The organism is Actinomadura sp. K4S16 (genome assembly GCF_008327685.1).
In the GTDB taxonomy this organism is placed as follows: domain Bacteria; phylum Actinomycetota; class Actinomycetes; order Streptosporangiales; family Streptosporangiaceae; genus Spirillospora.
Genome location: NZ_BDDE01000012.1, coordinates 673,735 through 691,125, shown reverse-complemented (window position 1 = coordinate 691,125; position 17,391 = coordinate 673,735). Strand labels below are relative to the sequence as shown.

The 17,391-nt window shown below is 70.4% G+C and carries 19 protein-coding genes; 3 read left to right on the top strand and 16 right to left on the bottom strand.

What is annotated here, in order from left to right; translation table 11 throughout:
- Nucleotides 1-45 precede the first annotated feature (45 nt).
- Nucleotides 46-975: a DUF4097 family beta strand repeat-containing protein gene (locus K4S16_RS14445; RefSeq protein ID WP_160160915.1), complete on the top strand. Its 930-nt coding sequence runs from the start codon at nt 46-48 to the stop codon at nt 973-975.
- 32 nt (nt 976-1,007) lie between these two features.
- Here the strand turns inward: K4S16_RS14445 and K4S16_RS14440 are convergent, their stop codons facing one another.
- The 14 genes from K4S16_RS14440 to K4S16_RS14375 all read right to left on the bottom strand — a co-directional run bounded on the left by K4S16_RS14440 (nt 1,008) and on the right by K4S16_RS14375 (nt 13,650).
- A complete protein-coding gene (locus tag K4S16_RS14440; protein WP_235036788.1) occupies nt 1,008-2,534 on the bottom strand; it encodes a M28 family peptidase in 1,527 nt (508 codons plus the stop codon).
- A gap of 130 nt (nt 2,535-2,664) precedes the next feature.
- A complete protein-coding gene (locus tag K4S16_RS14435; RefSeq protein WP_149259400.1) occupies nt 2,665-3,129 on the bottom strand; it encodes a DUF2550 domain-containing protein in 465 nt (154 codons plus the stop codon).
- 23 nt (nt 3,130-3,152) lie between these two features.
- A complete protein-coding gene (locus tag K4S16_RS14430; RefSeq protein WP_149259399.1) occupies nt 3,153-3,539 on the bottom strand; it encodes a F0F1 ATP synthase subunit epsilon in 387 nt (128 codons plus the stop codon).
- A 78-nt stretch (nt 3,540-3,617) separates the two neighbouring features.
- Complete coding sequence (atpD, locus tag K4S16_RS14425; protein WP_149259398.1) at nt 3,618-5,048, bottom strand: F0F1 ATP synthase subunit beta; 1,431 nt, start codon at nt 5,046-5,048, stop codon at nt 3,618-3,620.
- A gap of 2 nt (nt 5,049-5,050) precedes the next feature.
- On the bottom strand, nt 5,051-5,947 hold the full coding sequence (locus K4S16_RS14420) for a F0F1 ATP synthase subunit gamma (protein WP_149259397.1): 897 nt from the start codon (nt 5,945-5,947) through the stop codon (nt 5,051-5,053).
- A 5-nt stretch (nt 5,948-5,952) separates the two neighbouring features.
- Complete coding sequence (gene atpA / locus K4S16_RS14415) at nt 5,953-7,587, bottom strand: F0F1 ATP synthase subunit alpha (RefSeq protein WP_149259396.1); 1,635 nt, start codon at nt 7,585-7,587, stop codon at nt 5,953-5,955.
- 41 nt (nt 7,588-7,628) lie between these two features.
- Nucleotides 7,629-8,450, bottom strand: coding sequence for a F0F1 ATP synthase subunit delta (locus K4S16_RS14410; RefSeq protein ID WP_149259395.1), 822 nt, complete (start codon nt 8,448-8,450; stop codon nt 7,629-7,631).
- Nucleotides 8,447-9,004 carry a F0F1 ATP synthase subunit B gene (locus K4S16_RS14405; protein WP_149259394.1) on the bottom strand — a complete coding sequence of 186 codons (558 nt, stop codon included), beginning with the start codon at nt 9,002-9,004 and terminating at the stop codon, nt 8,447-8,449. Before K4S16_RS14405 ends, K4S16_RS14410 begins: the two co-directional genes overlap by 4 nt.
- Nucleotides 9,005-9,035: 31 nt before the next feature.
- Nucleotides 9,036-9,269: an ATP synthase F0 subunit C gene (gene atpE, locus K4S16_RS14400; protein WP_149259393.1), complete on the bottom strand. Its 234-nt coding sequence runs from the start codon at nt 9,267-9,269 to the stop codon at nt 9,036-9,038.
- Between the two features lie 101 nt (nt 9,270-9,370).
- A complete protein-coding gene (atpB, locus tag K4S16_RS14395; RefSeq protein ID WP_149259392.1) occupies nt 9,371-10,162 on the bottom strand; it encodes a F0F1 ATP synthase subunit A in 792 nt (263 codons plus the stop codon).
- Between the two features lie 61 nt (nt 10,163-10,223).
- The gene (locus tag K4S16_RS14390; protein WP_149259391.1) at nt 10,224-10,448 is read right to left on the bottom strand and encodes an AtpZ/AtpI family protein; all 225 of its coding nucleotides are present in this window, start codon (nt 10,446-10,448) and stop codon (nt 10,224-10,226) included.
- A gap of 87 nt (nt 10,449-10,535) precedes the next feature.
- Nucleotides 10,536-10,952 carry a hypothetical protein gene (locus K4S16_RS14385; RefSeq protein ID WP_149259390.1) on the bottom strand — a complete coding sequence of 139 codons (417 nt, stop codon included), beginning with the start codon at nt 10,950-10,952 and terminating at the stop codon, nt 10,536-10,538.
- Between the two features lie 280 nt (nt 10,953-11,232).
- Nucleotides 11,233-12,396, bottom strand: coding sequence for an MraY family glycosyltransferase (locus tag K4S16_RS14380; RefSeq protein ID WP_149259389.1), 1,164 nt, complete (start codon nt 12,394-12,396; stop codon nt 11,233-11,235).
- A gap of 33 nt (nt 12,397-12,429) precedes the next feature.
- Nucleotides 12,430-13,650, bottom strand: a complete 1,221-nt coding sequence (locus tag K4S16_RS14375) for a DUF2207 domain-containing protein (protein ID WP_149259388.1) — start codon at nt 13,648-13,650, stop codon at nt 12,430-12,432.
- A 235-nt stretch (nt 13,651-13,885) separates the two neighbouring features.
- Between K4S16_RS14375 and K4S16_RS14370 the strand changes: the two genes are divergently transcribed.
- Together K4S16_RS14370 and K4S16_RS14365 are read left to right on the top strand one after the other, a co-directional pair.
- Nucleotides 13,886-14,317 (top strand): hypothetical protein, encoded by a 432-nt coding sequence (locus tag K4S16_RS14370; protein WP_149259387.1) that lies wholly within the window; start codon nt 13,886-13,888, stop codon nt 14,315-14,317.
- A gap of 176 nt (nt 14,318-14,493) precedes the next feature.
- Nucleotides 14,494-15,063: a dihydrofolate reductase family protein gene (locus K4S16_RS14365; RefSeq protein WP_149259386.1), complete on the top strand. Its 570-nt coding sequence runs from the start codon at nt 14,494-14,496 to the stop codon at nt 15,061-15,063.
- A gap of 13 nt (nt 15,064-15,076) precedes the next feature.
- Here the strand turns inward: K4S16_RS14365 and K4S16_RS14360 are convergent, their stop codons facing one another.
- Entirely contained in the window at nt 15,077-16,306 is a 1,230-nt protein-coding gene (locus K4S16_RS14360; protein ID WP_149259589.1) for an RNA-guided endonuclease TnpB family protein, read from the bottom strand.
- Between the two features lie 260 nt (nt 16,307-16,566).
- On the bottom strand, nt 16,567-17,382 hold the full coding sequence (locus K4S16_RS14355; RefSeq protein WP_149259385.1) for an L-threonylcarbamoyladenylate synthase: 816 nt from the start codon (nt 17,380-17,382) through the stop codon (nt 16,567-16,569).
- Nucleotides 17,383-17,391: the final 9 nt, after the last annotated feature.

Below are 17,391 nucleotides of genomic sequence, written 5' to 3'. Positions count from 1 at the left end.
GCTTGCCCTCTACGGACGCACGCCGACAGCGGGGAGAGAGAGCACGTGAGGACCCTGACAGCCGCGGCCGCCGCCGCGGCGACGGCGGCGGCGGCGCTGGCCGGCTGCGGCAACGTGAGCGTCGGCCGGCACCACGAGGACCGCTCCTACGCCGCGCCCGCCGGCATCACGGGCCTGAAGATCACCGCGAAGGGCGGACGGGTCGAGGTCACCGCGTCGGACTCCCCCGGCATCCGGGTCACCGAGCGGCTGCGCTGGAGCAACGACAAGAACAAGCCGAAGTCCCGGCACGTCGCCGAGGGCTCCACGCTCGCGCTGTCGTCCTCGTGCGGCACGAACGCGATCGGGTTCGGCTCGTGCGGGGTCTCCTACCGCGTCCAGGTCCCGCGCAGCACGTCCGTGGAGATCGACAACCGGGACGGGGCGACCGAGGTGTCCGGGGTCGCCGGGACGGTGCGGCTGCGCAGCGGCAGCGGCTCGGTCCGGGCGGCGGACCTGCGCGCCTCGACGGTCTCGATCAGCTCCCGCGACGGCTCGCTGAACGTGACCGGTCGCGCGGCCACCGCCGACCTGCACAGCGGCAGCGGCTCGATCACCGCCAGGGGACTCACCGCCGACCGGCTGAAGGCCCGCGCCGCCGACGGGCGCATCGTGGTGAGCGGGCGCGCCACCGTCGCCGACCTCGGCACCGGCAGCGGCTCGATCACCCTGGACGGGCTCGTCTCCGACCGGGTCACCGCCGGGTCGCGCGACGGCGCCATCACGATGCGGCTGGACGCGCCGCCCGCGAACGTCCGGGCCGTCACCGGCAGCGGCTCGATCCTGCTGCGCCTCCCGGCCGGTCAGGCCTACGCCCTCGACCTGTCCGCCAACGGGGAGAAGCGGATCGACCCGGGCGTCCACCAGGACTCGCGGTCCTCACGGCGCGCCAGTCTCACCACCCGCGACGGCCGCATCACGGTGACGCCGCACTAGCACGATGCCGCGGGCGCCGAGTGGGCGGCGGCTCAGCGGAGCAGGTACGGGCCCTGCCGCAGCGGCTCGTAGGGCGGTACCCGGACCCGGTCGAGTGCGGTGCCCCCGTTCACCGCGGCCGTCGACCGCGCCAGGTGCTCCAGGACGTACGCGACACCGTCGGCATTGCCGTCGAGCAGCTTCAAGTCGACGTTCTTCAGGCGGTCGCACCTGGCGTGGTAGCACGGGTCGTACGCCCTGCCCGCCCTGCCGCCGAACGTCTTGGCCTCGGCGGCGGTCTTCAACCCCTCCGCGCCGGTGTCGATCCCGCCCGCCGGGATGCCCCGCTCGATGAACGGGCCGTAGTCGGACCGCCCGTCGAACCGGCTCTCGGCCACCGGCAGGTGGCGGCTCTTGAAGTACTGGTGGAACATCCGCTCGATCGCCCCGGAACCGGCGGGCGCCCGCGTGCCGGTGCCGGTCGAGTGGTCGCCGTCGTAGACGCCCCGCCTGCCGTTCGGCGAACCGAGCATGTCGAAGTTCAGGTTCAGGGCGATCCGCCGGCGCTGGGCCGCGGACAGGGAGCGCACGTAGTGCTCGGAGCCCTGCAGCCCCTCCTCCTCGGCGCCCCACCAGGCGAACCGCACCCGGTTGCGCAGCCCGCTCCTGCCGAGCTTGCCGATCTGCCCCGCGATGGCGAGCAGGGTGGCCGCGCCGGTGCCGTTGTCGTTGATCCCCGGACCCGCCGGGACGCTGTCCAGGTGGGCGCCGACGACCACGACGTTGTCGGCCCGCCCGACCCGGGTCTCCGCGATGACGTTCTCCGACGACCGCTTCCCGTGCGCGGTGTCGGTCTTCACCCGCAGCCTGAGGCCGCCCTTCCGCGCGGCCTTCACCAGGTCCGCGCCCACCTTGTGGGACGGCCCGATGACCGGGAACGCGTACGGCTTGGACAGCGTGCCGTGCAACGGCCCCTTCTCCCCCGGCTTGTTGAAGATCACGACGGCGGACGCGCCGGCCGCCCTCGCCTTCGTCGCCTTGACCGCGAACGAGCAGGTCCCCCGCTGGAGGAGCGCGATCGAGCCCCGCTTGAAGCCCCTGAAGTCGCCGGGCTGGCAGCCGCTCGTCCCCTCGCCCTTGGCGGGGATGTCCACCGCCGTCACCGGCGCCGTCACGTCCCCGGAGCCGGAGAACGCCAGCGTGACGAAGTCGGTCTCCCGCTTGTAGGACGCCTTGGACGGCGCCATCCGCGCGAACACCGCATGCGACCGCTCCCGCCAGTACGGGAAGGTGAACTTCTGCACCAGCGGCACGAGCCCGGCCTTCCTCAGGCGTCCGGTGACGTAGCGCACCGACATCGTGTAGCCGGCCCGCCCCGCCGCGCGGTTGCCGCCGTTGTAGTCGGCGATCTCCTGGAGCGCGGCCAGGTGCCGCCGGATGTCCTTCACCGTGACCAGCGCGGCGAGGTGCGGACGGGCCGGCGCGGCCCCGGCCATGGGCAGGGCGGCGGGCAGGAGGACGGCGGGCAGCGCCACGGCCGTCCCCACGAAGAGCCTGCGGCCGATGAGGAGCTTGCGCACGTGCACGATCCTCGCCCCGCGTCCCGGCGGCCCCGGGCAGCGGCGGCACAGGAAGATCATTTCGATACCGGGGTCTTACCGGTTCATGCCAGACACGCCGTCCGGACCGCTCGTTGCGGACCCGTACCGCTCACTCCGGGGAGTGCAGGTCCACCGGGAAGCCGGGCGGGGCCGCCTCCAGCCACGCCAGGAAGCCGGTCAGCGCCGCCGCGCCCATCGCCAGCTCGACCGCCTGGTCGCCGTTCCTGACCTCGATGACGCTCACGTCCGGCAGCAGGCCCTCGGCCTCCTCCGGATCGGGGACGCGCCGGTTGGACACGACGAGGCCCCGGCGGTGGATCACCTGCCGGGGCCGTCTGCGGAAACCGAACACGCGGTGCCAGTGCAGGACATCGCCCTTGTAGCGGCCGATGCCGAGCCTCCACACTCCGGGGGCTCCGCCCTCCTGGGGCAGTTCGCGCAGGCTGCACTCCACGGCGCCGCCGCCGCGCGTGAAGAGCCAGCGGCGCACCGCCATGGAGACGAACAGCAGCGCCGCCACCAGGACGAGCGCGGCGAGCACCCCGCCGACGTCCAGTGCCAGGTGCTCGCCCAAATCCCCCGCCGTCCGCCCGAAACCTAGGCCTCGACGCCCGCCGCGCGCAGCCGCGCCCTGGCCCGCCGCTCCGGCGTCGCGTCCTCGCCCTCGGCGGCCAGAGCCGCGTCCAGCGCCCGCTTGGCGTCGTCCACGTCGATCTCTTCGTCCCGCTCGACCTGCTCGGCCAGCACCGAGACCTCGTTCGCGGCGACGGAGAAGAACCCGCTGCTGACCGCAGCGAGAACCGGCGCACCGCCGTCCGCGGGCTCGATCTTCACCACGCTGCCGTCGAGGAGGACGCCCAGCACCGGGGCGTGCCCCGGCAGGATGCCGAGCGAGCCCTCGATGGTCTGCGCGACCACCATCTTGGCCTCGCCGGACCAGATCTCGCGCTCCGGCGAGACCAGCCCGACCTTCAGGGTTGCCACGTCATTCCCTCCGACTACTGGAGCGGTTCCGGCGGGCCGCCCCGGGCGCGAGGCCCGTGGGCGGCCCGCCGGAGCGGACTACTTCTCCAGCTCCTTGGCCTTCTTCTCGACATCCTCGATGCCGCCGCACATGAAGAACGCCTGCTCGGGGAGGTGGTCGTACTTGCCCTCGGCGAGCGCCTTGAACGAGGCGATCGTCTCGTCCTTCGGCACCGTCTCACCGGGCTGGCCGGTGAACTGCTCGGCCACGTACATCGGGTGCGACAGGAAGCGCTCGATGCGCCGCGCCCGCTGGACGGTGACCTTGTCCTCCTCGGAGAGCTCGTCGATACCGAGGATCGCGATGATGTCCTGCAGCTCCTTGTACTTCTGCAGGATCCGGATCACTTCCTGGGCGACCTCGTAGTGCTCGTTCCCCAGGATCTGCGGGTCCATGATCCGCGAGGTGGAGTCGAGCGGGTCCACCGCCGGGAAGATCCCCTTCTCGGAGATGCTCCGCGACAGCGTCGTGGTGGCGTCCAGGTGCGCGAACGTGGTGTGCGGCGCCGGGTCGGTGATGTCGTCGGCGGGCACGTAGATCGCCTGCATCGAGGTGATCGAGTTACCGCGCGTCGAGGTGATCCGCTCCTGGAGCACGCCCATCTCGTCGGCCAGCGTCGGCTGGTACCCCACCGCGGACGGCATGCGCCCGAGCAGCGTGGAGACCTCCGAGCCGGCCTGCGTGAACCGGAAGATGTTGTCGATGAACAGCAGCACGTCCTGGTTCTGGACGTCGCGGAAGTACTCCGCCATCGTCAGCGCGGACAGCGCCACCCGCAGCCGGGTGCCCGGCGGCTCGTCCATCTGGCCGAACACCATCGCGGTGTCCTTGAGGACGTCCGCCTCGGCCATCTCCACCCAGAGGTCGTTGCCCTCACGGGTGCGCTCGCCGACGCCGGCGAACACCGAGGTGCCGCCGAAGTTGCGGGCGACACGGCGGATCATCTCCTGGATGAGGACGGTCTTGCCCACACCCGCGCCGCCGAACAGGCCGATCTTGCCGCCCTTGACGTACGGGCACAGCAGGTCGATGACCTTGATGCCGGTCTCCAGCATCTCCGTCTTCGACTCGAGCTGGTCGAATGCCGGAGCGCGGCGGTGGATGCCCCACCGCTCGTTGATCTCCAGCGAGGCGGTCGGGACGTCCAGCGCGTCGCCGAGGGCGTTCCACACGTGGCCCTTGGTGATGTCGCCGACCGGCACCGCGATCGACTTGCCGGAGTCGGTCACCGGAGCGCCGCGGACGAGGCCGTCCGTCGGCTGCATGGAGATGGCCCTGACCATGTTGTCGCCGAGGTGCTGGGCGACCTCGAACGTCAGGGTCTTGCTCTCGCCGCCCAGGGTGACCTGCGCGTTGAGGGCGTTGTAGATGTCCGGGATGGCGTCGGCGGGGAACTCCACGTCGACGACCGGGCCGATGACCCGGGCGACGCGCCCGGTCGCGGTCGCCGTCTCTACCTGAGCAGTCATTCTCACTCCCCGCCAGACTCGGCGAGCGCGTCAGCGCCACCGACGATCTCGCTGATTTCCTGGGTGATCGCGGCCTGCCGCGCCTGGTTCATCTGGCGCGTGTAGACCCCGAGCAGTTCGTTGGCATTGTCGGTCGCCGACTTCATGGCCCGCCGGACTGACGCCTGGAAGGACGCCGCCGACTGCAGCAGCATGTGGAAGATGCGGCTCTCGATGTAGTTCGGCAGGAGCAGGTCGAGCGCGGCCTTGGCGGACGGCTCGAACTCGTACGCCGGCGGGACCTTGGAGGACTCGGCCTCCTCGATCTCCAGCGGCATCAGCCGGGTGACCCGGACGGCCTGGGTCAGCATCGAGACGAACTCGGTGTAGACCACGTGGATCTCCCCGACCCCGCCCTCGGCGTCGGTCTTGAGGAAGTCCGCCGCCAGCCGCCGCCCGATCTCCTCGGCGTTGCCGAAGTGGGGGCGGTCGCTGAACCCGCTCCAGGTCTCGGCGACGTCCCGGTCCCGGAACCGGTACCAGGTGATGCCCTTGTTGCCGACGACGTAGGGGACCGGCTCGCGGCCCTGGTCCCGCAGCGCCTTGATCAACGACTCCGCCTCGCGGATGACGTTGGCGTTGTAGGCGCCGCAGAACCCGCGGTCACTGGTGATGACCAGCACGGCGCTGCGGTTGTCGGCCGGCTGCTCGTTCAGCAGCGGATGGTCGATCCCCACGTTGTGGCTCACCAGCGCGGTCAGGGCCTGCGTGATCTGGTCGGCGTACGGCTTGGAGGCCGCCACCGCCTGCTGGGCCTTGACGATCCGCGACGTGGCGATCATCTCCTGGGCACGAGTGATCTTGGCGGTCGACTTGACCGTCTTGATCTTCTGCCGGAGTTGACGAAGCTGTGCGGCCATGGCCGTCAGTCCTTCTTGACGCGGGTGATCGTCTCCTGCTTGACGTCCTCTTCGTCGAGCGCCTCGACGTGCTCCTCGGCGAGCAGCTCGCCCTCGCTCGTCTGGAAGCCCCTCTTGAACTCCGTGATGGCGTTCTTGAGGGCGGTGAGGCCGTCGTCGGACAGCTTGCCGGTCTCCCAGATGGAGGTCAGCAGGCCGCTCTCCTCGCGCTCCATGTAGTCGAGGAACTCGCGCTCGAAGCGGCGGATGTCGGCCACCGGGACGTCGTCCAGCTCGCCGGAGGTGCCCGCCCACACGGACACGACCTCCTGCTCGACCGGGAACGGGCTGCCCTGCGGCTGCTTCAGCAGCTCGACCAGCCGGGCGCCGCGCTCCAGCTGCGCGCGCGACGCGGCGTCCAGGTCGGACGCGAACGCGGCGAACGCCTCCAGGTCGCGGAACTGCGACAGCGCGAGGCGCAGGGTGCCGGCGACCGTCTTCATCGCCTTGATCTGCGCGTCGCCGCCGACCCGGGAGACCGAGATGCCGACGTTGATCGCCGGCCGGACGCCCTGGTTGAACAGGTCCGTCTCCAGGAAGCACTGCCCGTCGGTGATCGAGATGACGTTCGTCGGGATGTAGGCCGACACGTCGTTGCCCTTGGTCTCGATGATCGGCAGACCCGTCATCGAACCGCCGCCCATGTCGTCCGACAGCTTCGCGCAGCGCTCCAGCAGGCGCGAGTGCAGGTAGAAGACGTCACCGGGGTACGCCTCGCGGCCCGGCGGGCGGCGCAGCAGCAGCGACACCGCGCGGTAGGCCTCGGCCTGCTTCGACAGGTCGTCGAAGATGATCAGGACGTGCTTGCCCTGGTACATCCAGTGCTGGCCGATCGCGGACCCGGTGTAGGGGGCGATGTACTTGTAGCCCGCGGGCTCGGAGGCGGGAGCCGCCACGATCGTGGTGTACTCCAGCGCGCCGGCCTCGTCCAGAGAGCGCCGCACGTTGGCGATCGTGGAGCCCTTCTGGCCGATGGCGACGTAGACGCAGCGGACCTGCTTCTTCTCGTCGCCGGAGTCCCAGTTCTCCTTCTGGTTGATGATGGTGTCCACGGCGACCGTCGTCTTGCCGGTCTGCCGGTCACCGATGATGAGCTGCCGCTGGCCGCGGCCGATCGGCGTCATCGCGTCGATGGCCTTGATGCCGGTCTGCAGCGGCTCGCTCACCGACTGCCGCTGCACGACCGTGGGGGCCTGCAGCTCGAGCGCGCGGCGCTCGGTCGTCTCGATCGGGCCCTTGCCGTCCAGGGGGTTGCCCAGCGCGTCCACGACGCGGCCAAGGAAGCCGTCGCCGACGGGGACCGAGAGGACCTCGCCGGTCCGGCGGACCTTCTGGCCCTCTTCGATCTTGCTGAAGTCGCCAAGGACAACGGCGCCGATCTCACGCACGTCCAGGTTCAGAGCCAGGCCACGGGTACCGTCCTCGAACTCAAGGAGTTCGTTCGCCATCGCGGAGGGCAGGCCCTCGACGTGGGCGATACCGTCGCCGGAATCGACGACGGTGCCGACCTCTTCGCGCGCGGCGGCCTCGGGCTCGTACGACTGGACGAAGCGCTCCAGCGCGTTCCGGATCTCATCCGGACGGATCGTCAGCTCCGCCATGATTCCTCTCTTGCTCCCTATGGGGTCAGCCAACCGGCGGGTCAGCCGGTGCCGAGCCGCCGGCGGACGTCGTCCAGCCGTCCGGCGATCGTGCCGTCGATGATCTCGTCCCCGATCTGGACCGACAGGCCGCCGATCGCGGTGGGGTCGAGCTCGATGTTCAGGTGTACTTCGTGCCCGTAGGCGGCGGCGAGCACCGCGGCGAGCCGCGTCCGCTGCTCCGCCGACAGCGGCACCGGCGTGCGGACCAGGGCCACCAGCCGCTGCCGACGCTGGGCGACGAGCCTGCCGTACTCGGCGAGCCCACCTTCCAGGCTACGTCCTCGCGGGCGCAGCACGAGCTCGGTGACGAGCGTCAGCGTCGCGTCGGTGACCTTGCCCTCCACCAGCGCGTTGACCAGGCCGAGCTTGTTCTCGCCCGGCAGGCCCGGGTTGGCGAGGGCGCCGCGCAGGTCCGGCTCCCCCTCGACGACCCGGGAGAAGCGGAACAGCTCGTCCTCCAGGTCGTCGATCCTCCCGTCCGCCTCGGCGCGGGCGGACTCGGCGGTGACCGCGAGGATCTCCACCGCGTCCGTCAGCTCCGACGGCGTCGACCAGCGCAGCCGGACGACGTCGGCGACCAGCCCGAGAGCGGCCGGCGACACCTTGCCCTCCAGCAGGATCTGGACGAGCTGCGCCTTCTCGGCACCGTCCCGCGACGGGTCGGAGACCGCCCGCCGCAGGCCGTGCTCGCGGTCGATCAGGTGCAGCACCGCGAACAGGTCGCCGCCGAGCCGCGCCAGGTCGGCGGAGGGGATCACGGCCTCCAGCCGCTCCTTGGCCTCGGCCAGCGACGCCCTGCTCACCGCTCCCGTGATGGTCATGATGTGATCTGCTCCTGGGTGCGAGCGCGTTCCTCGAGCTCCTCGAGGAACCGGTCGACGACCCGGCTCTGCCGCGCGCTGTCCTCAAGGGACTCGCCCACGACGCGTCCGGCGAGCTCGACCGACATGGCGCCGATCTCGGCGCGGAGCGACTGCAGCGCCTGCTGCCGCTCGGCCTCGATCTGGGCCTTGGCGTTCTCGACGATGCGGCGCGCCTCGACCTGGGCCTGCTCCTTGGCCTGGGCGATGATCTGCGCGCCCTGCTCCTCGGCCTTGCGTCGCTCGTTGGACGCCTCGAGCGCGGCCGCCTTCTGCTGGGCCTTGTACTGCTCGAGGACCTGCTGGGCCTCCTTCTGCGCCTCCTCGGCCCGGACGAGACCGCCCTCGATCGCCTCGGTCCGCTCCTCCAGCGTCTTCTGGATGCGCGGCGTGAGGATCTTGCCGAGGAAGATCAGGACGACCAGGAACGAGAAGATGCCGACGACCAGCTCGAACGGGTGCGGAATGAGAGGGTTGTTGCTCTCCGCCGCCAGGACGGAAGCTGCTGTGATCATGTCTGCAGCCCTTCCTCAGGTTCGGACGGCCTTAGATGCTCTGGAAGATGAACGGCGCGACCAGGCCGATCAGGGCGAGCGCCTCGGTAAGGACGAAGCCCAGCAGCATGTTGGTGCGGATGACACCGGTCAGCTCGGGCTGGCGGGCGATGGCGTTCACGCCCTGGCCGAAGATGATGCCGACGCCGATGCCCGGGCCGATCGCCGCGAGGCCGTACCCGATCGAGGTGACGTTACCTTCGAGGGCGGCGAGAACTCCCGTCATGGGTTCATTCCTTTTCTGTCGGCCGGCGGAGGCTCCGCCGGTCTGGGCTTACGGAGTTGTCGGTGAAGGCGCGGAGCCGGGGCGCCGCGCACCATGCGGTTCTAGTGGTCGGCTTCCAGGCCGCTCTGGATGTACATGGCGGCCAGCATCGTGAACAGGAACGCCTGCAGGAACTGGATCAGCAGCTCCAGCGCCGTCATGGCGATGGTGACGATCACGCCGATGACACCGACGCCGAACCCCGCGACCGTGGGCTTCTCGAAGAGGAACCAGAAGCCGACCAGGCTGAAGAACGCCAGGATCGTGTGGCCCGCGAACATGTTGGCGAAGAGCCGGACCGCGTGGGTGAACGGGGCCAGGACGAAGGTCGAGAGGTACTCGATCGGCACCAGCAGGAAGTAGACGGGCAGCGGCAGGCCGCTGGGGATCATGTTGGTGAAGTACCGGATCCCCTGGTGCCGCAGGCCGAGGTAGACCTTGAGGATGTAGACGAAGAGCGCCAGCACGATCGGGAACGCGATGTGCGAGGCGATCGGGAACTGGATGATCGGGACGACCGCGAAGATGTTCCAGATCCAGATCAGGAAGAACATCGACATCAGCAGCGGCATCCACTGGTCGGTCTTCTTGCCGAGGAACGGGCGGGCGATCTCGTCCCGCACGAACATGTAGCCGAGCTCGCCGAGGTTCTGCACGCCCCGCGGCACGAGCTTCGGCTTGGCGAAGGCGCTCCAGAAGAAGACGACGACCACCAGCGACCCGACGACCGCGAAGACGACGGGCTTGGTGAGCCAAGCGGGGCCGCCGGCGAACAGGGGCGGGAAGTCGAACAGCTCCGGCCCGGGGGCCCGGAACTCATCTCCGCCGGAGGCGAGGACCGTCAGCGCGTTCACGCGGCGTTCCCTTCATCAATGTGGTGATGTTTCACGAAGGCTTCCTCGGCGGCGGGGCCGCTCAGGAGGAGTCGCGACCGAACTTCACGTAGACCAGGTAGACGGCGAGCACTACGCCGATGACCAGGCCGATCGGGACCAGCCAGGTCTGGTGCGTCCACTTGGACAGCAGCCACCCGAGACCGCCCCAGATGAGCATCCCGGAGAGGAGGTAGCTGGGCACGGACCAAGCGGCGTCGGCGAATTCCCGCTGGCCGTCCTCCGGCCGGCGTTTCTGCTCGCTCATCGCGCTCCGGACGATAGCAGGCCATGCCTGCGGTGGTCATATTGGAGTAGTCCGTCATGAGGGCCGGCACCGTCCGCGGGCGCATCATCACGGACTCCGGTCCAGGACGTTCTCGGGGTCGTCAATGTAGGGCCTCCGCTGCAGGACGACTCGGAACTCGGCTCCGATCCAGAGCAGCGCGAGCCCGATGACCGTCCAGCCGAAGACCTGGGTGTCGAAGATCGACACGCCGTCGATGGCCGTGACCAGCACCATCACCGCGAGGATCTTCACCGCGTAGCTGGCGAGGGCGGCCAGCATCATGGTCTGCGCCGACAGCCGGGAGGCCCAGGAGAGCACCAGGGCGCTGACCGAGAAGAAGGCGACCACCACGACGGAGGCCAGTGCCGCCGCGAGGGCGCCCTTGGCGCCGGCGGTCAGCAGGCCGATCACCACGGCGCCCACCCCGACGACCGACGTCGGGATCGCGGCGCCGCGGAGCATCCGGGCGTCGGAGGTATGCATGAGGGCTCCGGCTGGTCACGGTAAGTGTTCGTCTCTTGTTCGTGAAAGGTATCACAAGCGTCCGGAATGTCCACAATTACCCTAGAGGTAATGCGATCCGGCGCTCGCGGCGCTACTCGGCGCAACACCCGCACGAGGGACTGTAGCCGAGCCCGCACCGTGCCCAGGCACGTTCACGCCCCGCGCGGCAGACGATCTCGCCCTCGACCGGTGCCGTCCGGGCCCGGGCCGCGGGGGCGGCGGCGTCGAATGAAACCGCTGGTCAGGACCTGTACGGGGGTCAGACGGGCATCGACGGCTGCTCGGCGGGCTGCTCGCCGGCGCCCGGGGCGGCCTTCGCCCGGGCGGCCTTGCGGCGGCCGGGGATGCGGAACATCAGCACCACGCCCGCGACCGCCACCAGCAGGGTGACGCCGAGGGTGATCCAGGCGGCGTCGAACAACGCGAGGCCGACCAGCCCGGAGGCCAGCAGCCCGACCCAGAAGTACATGATCAGCACGGCGCGGCGGGTGGAGTGGCCGAGCTGCAGCAACCGGTGGTGCAGGTGTTGCTTGTCCGGCGAGAAAGGCGACCGGCCCTGGTTGGTGCGCCGCCACACCGCGAGCAGCATGTCCATGAACGGCACCGCCGCGACCGCCGGGATCAGCAGCACCGGGACGAAGAACGGGAACAGCCCGTTGGCGAGGATGGCCGGGTCGAACTGCCCGGTCAGCATGATGGTGGAGGCGCTGAGCAGCAGCCCGATCAGCATCGAGCCGGTGTCCCCCATGAAGATCTTCGCCGGGCTGAAGTTGTGCGGCAGGAAACCCGCGCACATGCCGAACAGCACCGCGGCGATGAGGGTCGCGGCGGTCAGCGTGGTCAGCCCGTTCGTCCGCGACAGCAGGTAGGCGTACGAGAACAGCGCCAGCGCGGCGATCCCGACGACGCCGGCGGCGAGGCCGTCAAGGCCGTCGATGAAGTTGACCGCGTTGATCGTGGCGACCACGACGAAGACGGTCAGCGGCACCCCGTAGGCGGGCGGCAGCGACAGCGAGTCGCCGGTCGGCAGCGGGATCACGTAGATCTGGATGCCCTGCATGATGAAGATCCCGGCGGCCGCGACCTGCCCGGCGAACTTGGTGAGCGGGTCGACCTCCCAGCGGTCGTCGACGATGCCGATCAGCACGATCAGCCCGCCCGACAGCAGCAGCGCCTTGCTGACGCTGATCCCGCCGTCGCCGAGGACTTTGCGCATCTCCGGCAGCCCCGTCGCGACCACCAGCGCGGCCACCATCCCGCCGAACATCGCGAGGCCGCCCAGCCGGGGCGTCGGGATCACGTGCACGTCGCGGTCGCGGGGGACGGCCTGGGCGCCGAACCACACGGCGAACCGGCGCACCGAGGGGGTCAGCAGGTAGGCGACGAGAGCGGCGACAAGGATCGTCAGCAGGTACTCCCGCACTCCCCTGCGCCTCCCTTCGCCGGTCGACCATGCCTACGTGCCCCGTCCTGGGCGGAGTTCACCTGGGTAGACGACCCGCCGGGACGATCGGTTCACGTCGAGACCGACCAACTGTAGTCCTCCCGGGCGGTGGTCCGCGGCATATCGGGCGGTACGGGTGTCGTGGACGCACACGATCCCGGCGCCGACGATCATGAGCGCCAGCCCGGCGAGGCACCGGTCGCCCAGCGAGAACGCCCACGGGCCGAGCGCCGCGACGTCGTCCCCGGCGTCCGCGACGACGAGCAGCGCCCCGGCGGCGAGCAGGCCGGCGCCGATCCGCCGCCGCGGCGCCGGGCGGCGCGCCAGCAGGGGCACGGCGGCGACCGCGAGGGCCAGCACGGCGGTGCCCGTCCAGCCGCCCGTCCAGCGCGGCGGGACGTACCGCGGCGGCGGGACGGCGATCGCGTGCTTGGGCAGCCGGACCCGGATCCGCATCCCCTCGTGCGGGGCGAGCGCGTTCTGGACGAAGTCGATGGCGTAGGGGCCGTCGCGGTCGCGCAGGCACCGGGTCGTCATGCCGGGCGCGCCCGCCCGGCAGGTCGCGTGCCGCAGCGGCACGGGCGCCTGCACCCGGACGGCCGCGTTCCCGATCGGCACGTCCCAGCTCGTCCCGATCGCGTCCCACATCAGCTCGTCGTGGTCGGCGCGGGGGGTGAACGCGCGGCGCACCTCGTACTCGATCACGTAGGCCTGGCGGCCGCGGACCTCGCGGTGCCGGTCGCCGACGCTGATCTGCACGTCGTGCAGGAAGCGGGCCGTGCGGACGCGGGCCGGGGCGCCGGTGGACGAGCTGCTGCTGACGTCGCCCACCTCGTAGAGGCGGTCGCCGCGGCGGAACGGCACATGCCGGACGATCCCGTGCTCCCCCGCCTGGTCGAAGTCGTAGGTGATCGTCTCCCGCACGTACAGCACGCCGTCGGCGCCGATCGTGAGGACGACGTCGAAGACCGGGATGCTCTCGCCGCGGAAGGCCGGCTCGGGGGGCGGTACGCCCGCCGAGCCTCCGGGTGCGGGGTCGCCGCCCGTCCGCCCCGCGGCGTGGGCGGGCGGCACGAGTGCGAGGCAGAGCAGCACGAGAGACGCCGGCACGAGGCAGCGCAGCGCGAGGCGGCGCAGTACGAGACAGGGCGATACGAGACAGGGCAGCACGAGGGACGGCAGCACCCCCGCGATGGTCGCGGGGCCCCGGACACGGCCACGCACGTCAGGCATGCTTCCACCGTTGCCGTGATCGTGTCGCCGTAACGGCCCCGGTCCGCCCCGCAGGGTGACCCTTGTCTCCCGGCACGGTGATCAGCGGCCCCTTGGACGCGTCCAGCGCCGGATCGGTTCGCCCCGGCGTCTGATTCGTCCTGCCCTGGTCAGTTGCGCGCACCTGCGGAAAATCACTGGTAGAGGGCTGCTAAGTTATCGCTCGCTAACCCCCAAACCGAGCCTGGAGGGACCTATGCGGCGAATCGCTGCAGTAGCCCTGACCGCCGGCACCCTGATGGCCGGCATGGCCGCTGTCGGTGCCCCCGCCGAAGCCGCCGCCACCGGCAGCTGGAGGCCGTACAACTCCTACAGCCACGTGGCCGCCTGGGGCTCCTACAAGCGGGCCAGCGGCAACACCTACGTCACCGGCTACCTGGCCGACGACAAGAAGAACGGCTGGACCGCCTGCGTGCGCTTCAAGTTCACCGAGGGCTCCAAGGTGTACTGGTCGCGCTTCAAGATCGTTGGTGTGGCGCCCGACGGCACGCGCTACAACTTCGACGGCAACGCGAAGGTCAAGATCAGCGTGAAGTCGACCTACGGCAGCCACATGTGGGTCCAGGAGTGCGGCCGGAACAAGAAGACCGGCAAGTACTACTACGGCAAGGGCAAGAAGATCTTCTGATCCGCGGCCTCTTCCGCCTGACGACACAGGCCCCGCCCGGCCCGGCGGGGCCTTTGCGCTTTCCGGGGGCCTTCGCCGCCGGCGGCTCCACTCGGCCGAGATCTCTCCGGCTCGCACGATGAGTTCTGGGGCGCCGGGCGGTCCACCTCCCGATCGGCAACGTTCAGGAGGTCTCGATGGGCACCGTGGTCCTGTACAAGAGCATGTCGTTGGACGGCGTCGTCGCCGGCCCGGACGTCTGCGCGGAGCATGCCATGGGCAGGGGCGGCATGCGGCTGCACGAGTGGATGTTCACCGACCGGCCCGACCCGCGCGACAAGGAGGTCGTCGCCGCGATGAACGCCTCGGTGGGCGCGGTCGTCCTCGGCAAGCGCACGTTCGACGTCGGCCTGCCCCACTGGGAGGACACCCCGTACCCGGTGCCGACCTTCGTCCCCACCCGCGAGGCCCGCGACGAGCTCGTCATGAAGAGCGCCTCGTTCACCTTCGTCACCGATGGCATCGACGCCGCGCTCAAGGCCGCCCAAGAGGCGGCTGGCGACAAGGACGTGGTCGTGATGGGAGCCCGGACGGGACGGCGGTTCCTGCGCGACGGGCTGCTGGACGAGTTGCAGATCAACCTGGTGCCGGTCGTGCTGGGCGCGGGAACCCGGCTCTTCGACGACCTGGGACACATCGAACTGGAGCGCACGGACGTGATCGCCTCCGAGGAGGTCACGCACCTGCGGTTCCGGGTCGTGAATTGACATCCTCTCCGCCCTAGAGGACGGAGATTCCCTCCACGCTGCGCGTTGAACGCGCGGCGTCCGGGTGGGTTCCCGCTTCGTTGCGCGCTGCCGGGACGAGTCCCGGTCTTACGTGCGCTCCACGGGCGTTGAGGTCCGCCTGCCCAGCGGCCCTGATATTCCTGGCGGCGTTGACGTCCCGGTCGTGGTGACTGCCGCACGGGCAGTCCCACGTCCGGACGTTGAGCGCCATCTTCTCGGTGATCCGGCCGCAGGCCGAGCACATGCGGGTGGAGGGGAGGAACCGGTCCGCCCGGCCGAAGGTGCGCCCGTACCGGGCGGCCTTGTACTCCAGCATGCCGGTGAAGCCGGCCCAGCCCGCATCGTGCACGGACTTGGCCAGCCGGGTCCGGCCCAGACCGGTCACGCACAGGTCCTCGACGTACACCGCTTGGTTCTCGCGGATGATCTGCGTCGAGAGCTTGTGCTGCCAGTCCCGCCGGGTGTCGGCCACCCGCGCATGGGCGCGGGCGACCCTGACGACGGCCTTCCTGCGGTTCTGACTCCCGCGCTGCTTGCGCGCGAGGGCTTGTTGCAGCCGCTTGAGCTTGCGGGCGGCGCGCCGCAGGAACTTCGGCGCGGCCACCTTCGTGCCGTCCGACAGCACCGCGAAGTGCACCAGCCCCAGATCGATGCCCACCTCCGACTCCACCGTCGGCAACGGCTCGTCGGCCACCTGCACCACGAACGAGGCGAAATACCGCCCGGCCGCATCCTTGATGACCGCCACGCTCGACGGGGCCGAGGGCAGGGCGCGCGACCAGCGGACAGCCAGATCCCCGATCTTCGGCAACCGCAGGCGGCCGTTGCCCAGGACCTTGAAGCGGGAGTTCCTCGTAAACCTGATCGCCTGCCGGTTGTCCTTGCGCGAGCGGTACCGGGGCGGGGCCACCTTGCGGCCCTTGCGCTTACCGGAGAGCGACGCAAAGAAGTTGCGGTACGCGGTGTTGAGGTCGGCGAGGGCCTGTTGCAGCACGACCGACGACACCTCGCCCAGCCACGCCCGTTCCGGGGTCGCCTTGGCCTGCGTGATGATCCGCTTGGACAACTCGGCGTCCGACACGTACGGCAAGCCCTGCTCGCGGGCTTCCTGCCGCAGGCGCAACCCGTCGTTGAACACCACCCGTGCGCACCCGAACGCCCTCGCCAGCTCGATCTGCTGACCAGGCGTTGGATACAAACGGTAGTTGTAACGTAACTGCACACCCGCACCGTACCGGTCCATGACCGAACCCGAAGGCAATAGCACCGACAGAGACCGCGTCGTTGCGATGCACGTCCGCTTGGTCTTCGTGGCGAGGTTGCGGCACGAGGTGTTCGCCGACCGGTACCTGGCCCGGATGGAGCGATCATGCGGGACGTGCACTGCCCGGGCCTCGGCGGCCCTCCCAGCGCGGGCCTTCACCCCCGGCCTGAAGACCAGAGCACTGGCCCGCATTCCGGTAGCGGGCCGCCGCCCCTGCGCTACTCGGTGCTGGAGTCGTCCTTGCGCAGGGACGGCTTGGTCGTGGCCTCAGGCGCCTCTTGGGAAGTCTCAGAAGGCTCGTGGGAGGCCTTCGGGGGCTCGTCCTTGGTTAGGGAAGGCTTGGTTTCCTCGGCGGCGGAGGGGACCTCTGCGGGCTCGTCGGGCTCGTCCTCTTCGGTGAGGAGGACGCCCACCACGGCGCGGATCTTGTCCTCCGGGACGGCGCCGGCGCGCAGGAGGCGCGGGACGGGGCCGGTCAGGTCGATGATCGTGGACGGGTCGGCGTGACCGGACTGGCCTCCGTCCAGGTACACCGCGACCGAGTCGCCGAGCATCTTCTCTGCCTCGTCGACCGTGCGGGCGGCTGGGCGGCCCGACAGGTTCGCGCTGCTCACCGCGAGAGGGCCCGTCTCCTTGAGCAGCTCGACGGCCAGCTCGTGCATCGGCATCCGGATGGCGACGGTGCCCTTGGTCTCGCCGAGGTCCCACATGAGGCTGGGGTTGGCGCGGCACACGAGGGTCAGCGCGCCCGGCCAGAACTCGTCGATGAGGTCCTGCCCGTAGGTGCCGAGGTCCTCCACCAGGGCCGTCGCGGCGCGGACGGAGCCGACCAGCACCGGCGGCGGCATCTCGCGGCCTCGGCCCTTGGCGTCCAGGAGGGCGGTCACGGCGGGCGGCATGAACGCGTCCACGCCGACGCCGTACACGGTGTCGGTCGGCATGACGATCAGCTCGCCGCGCCGGACGGCCGAGAAGGCCTCGGCGATCCCCCGGGTGCGCTCCATCGGCTGAGAGCAGTCGTAACGTCGGCTCACGGTCGCCCG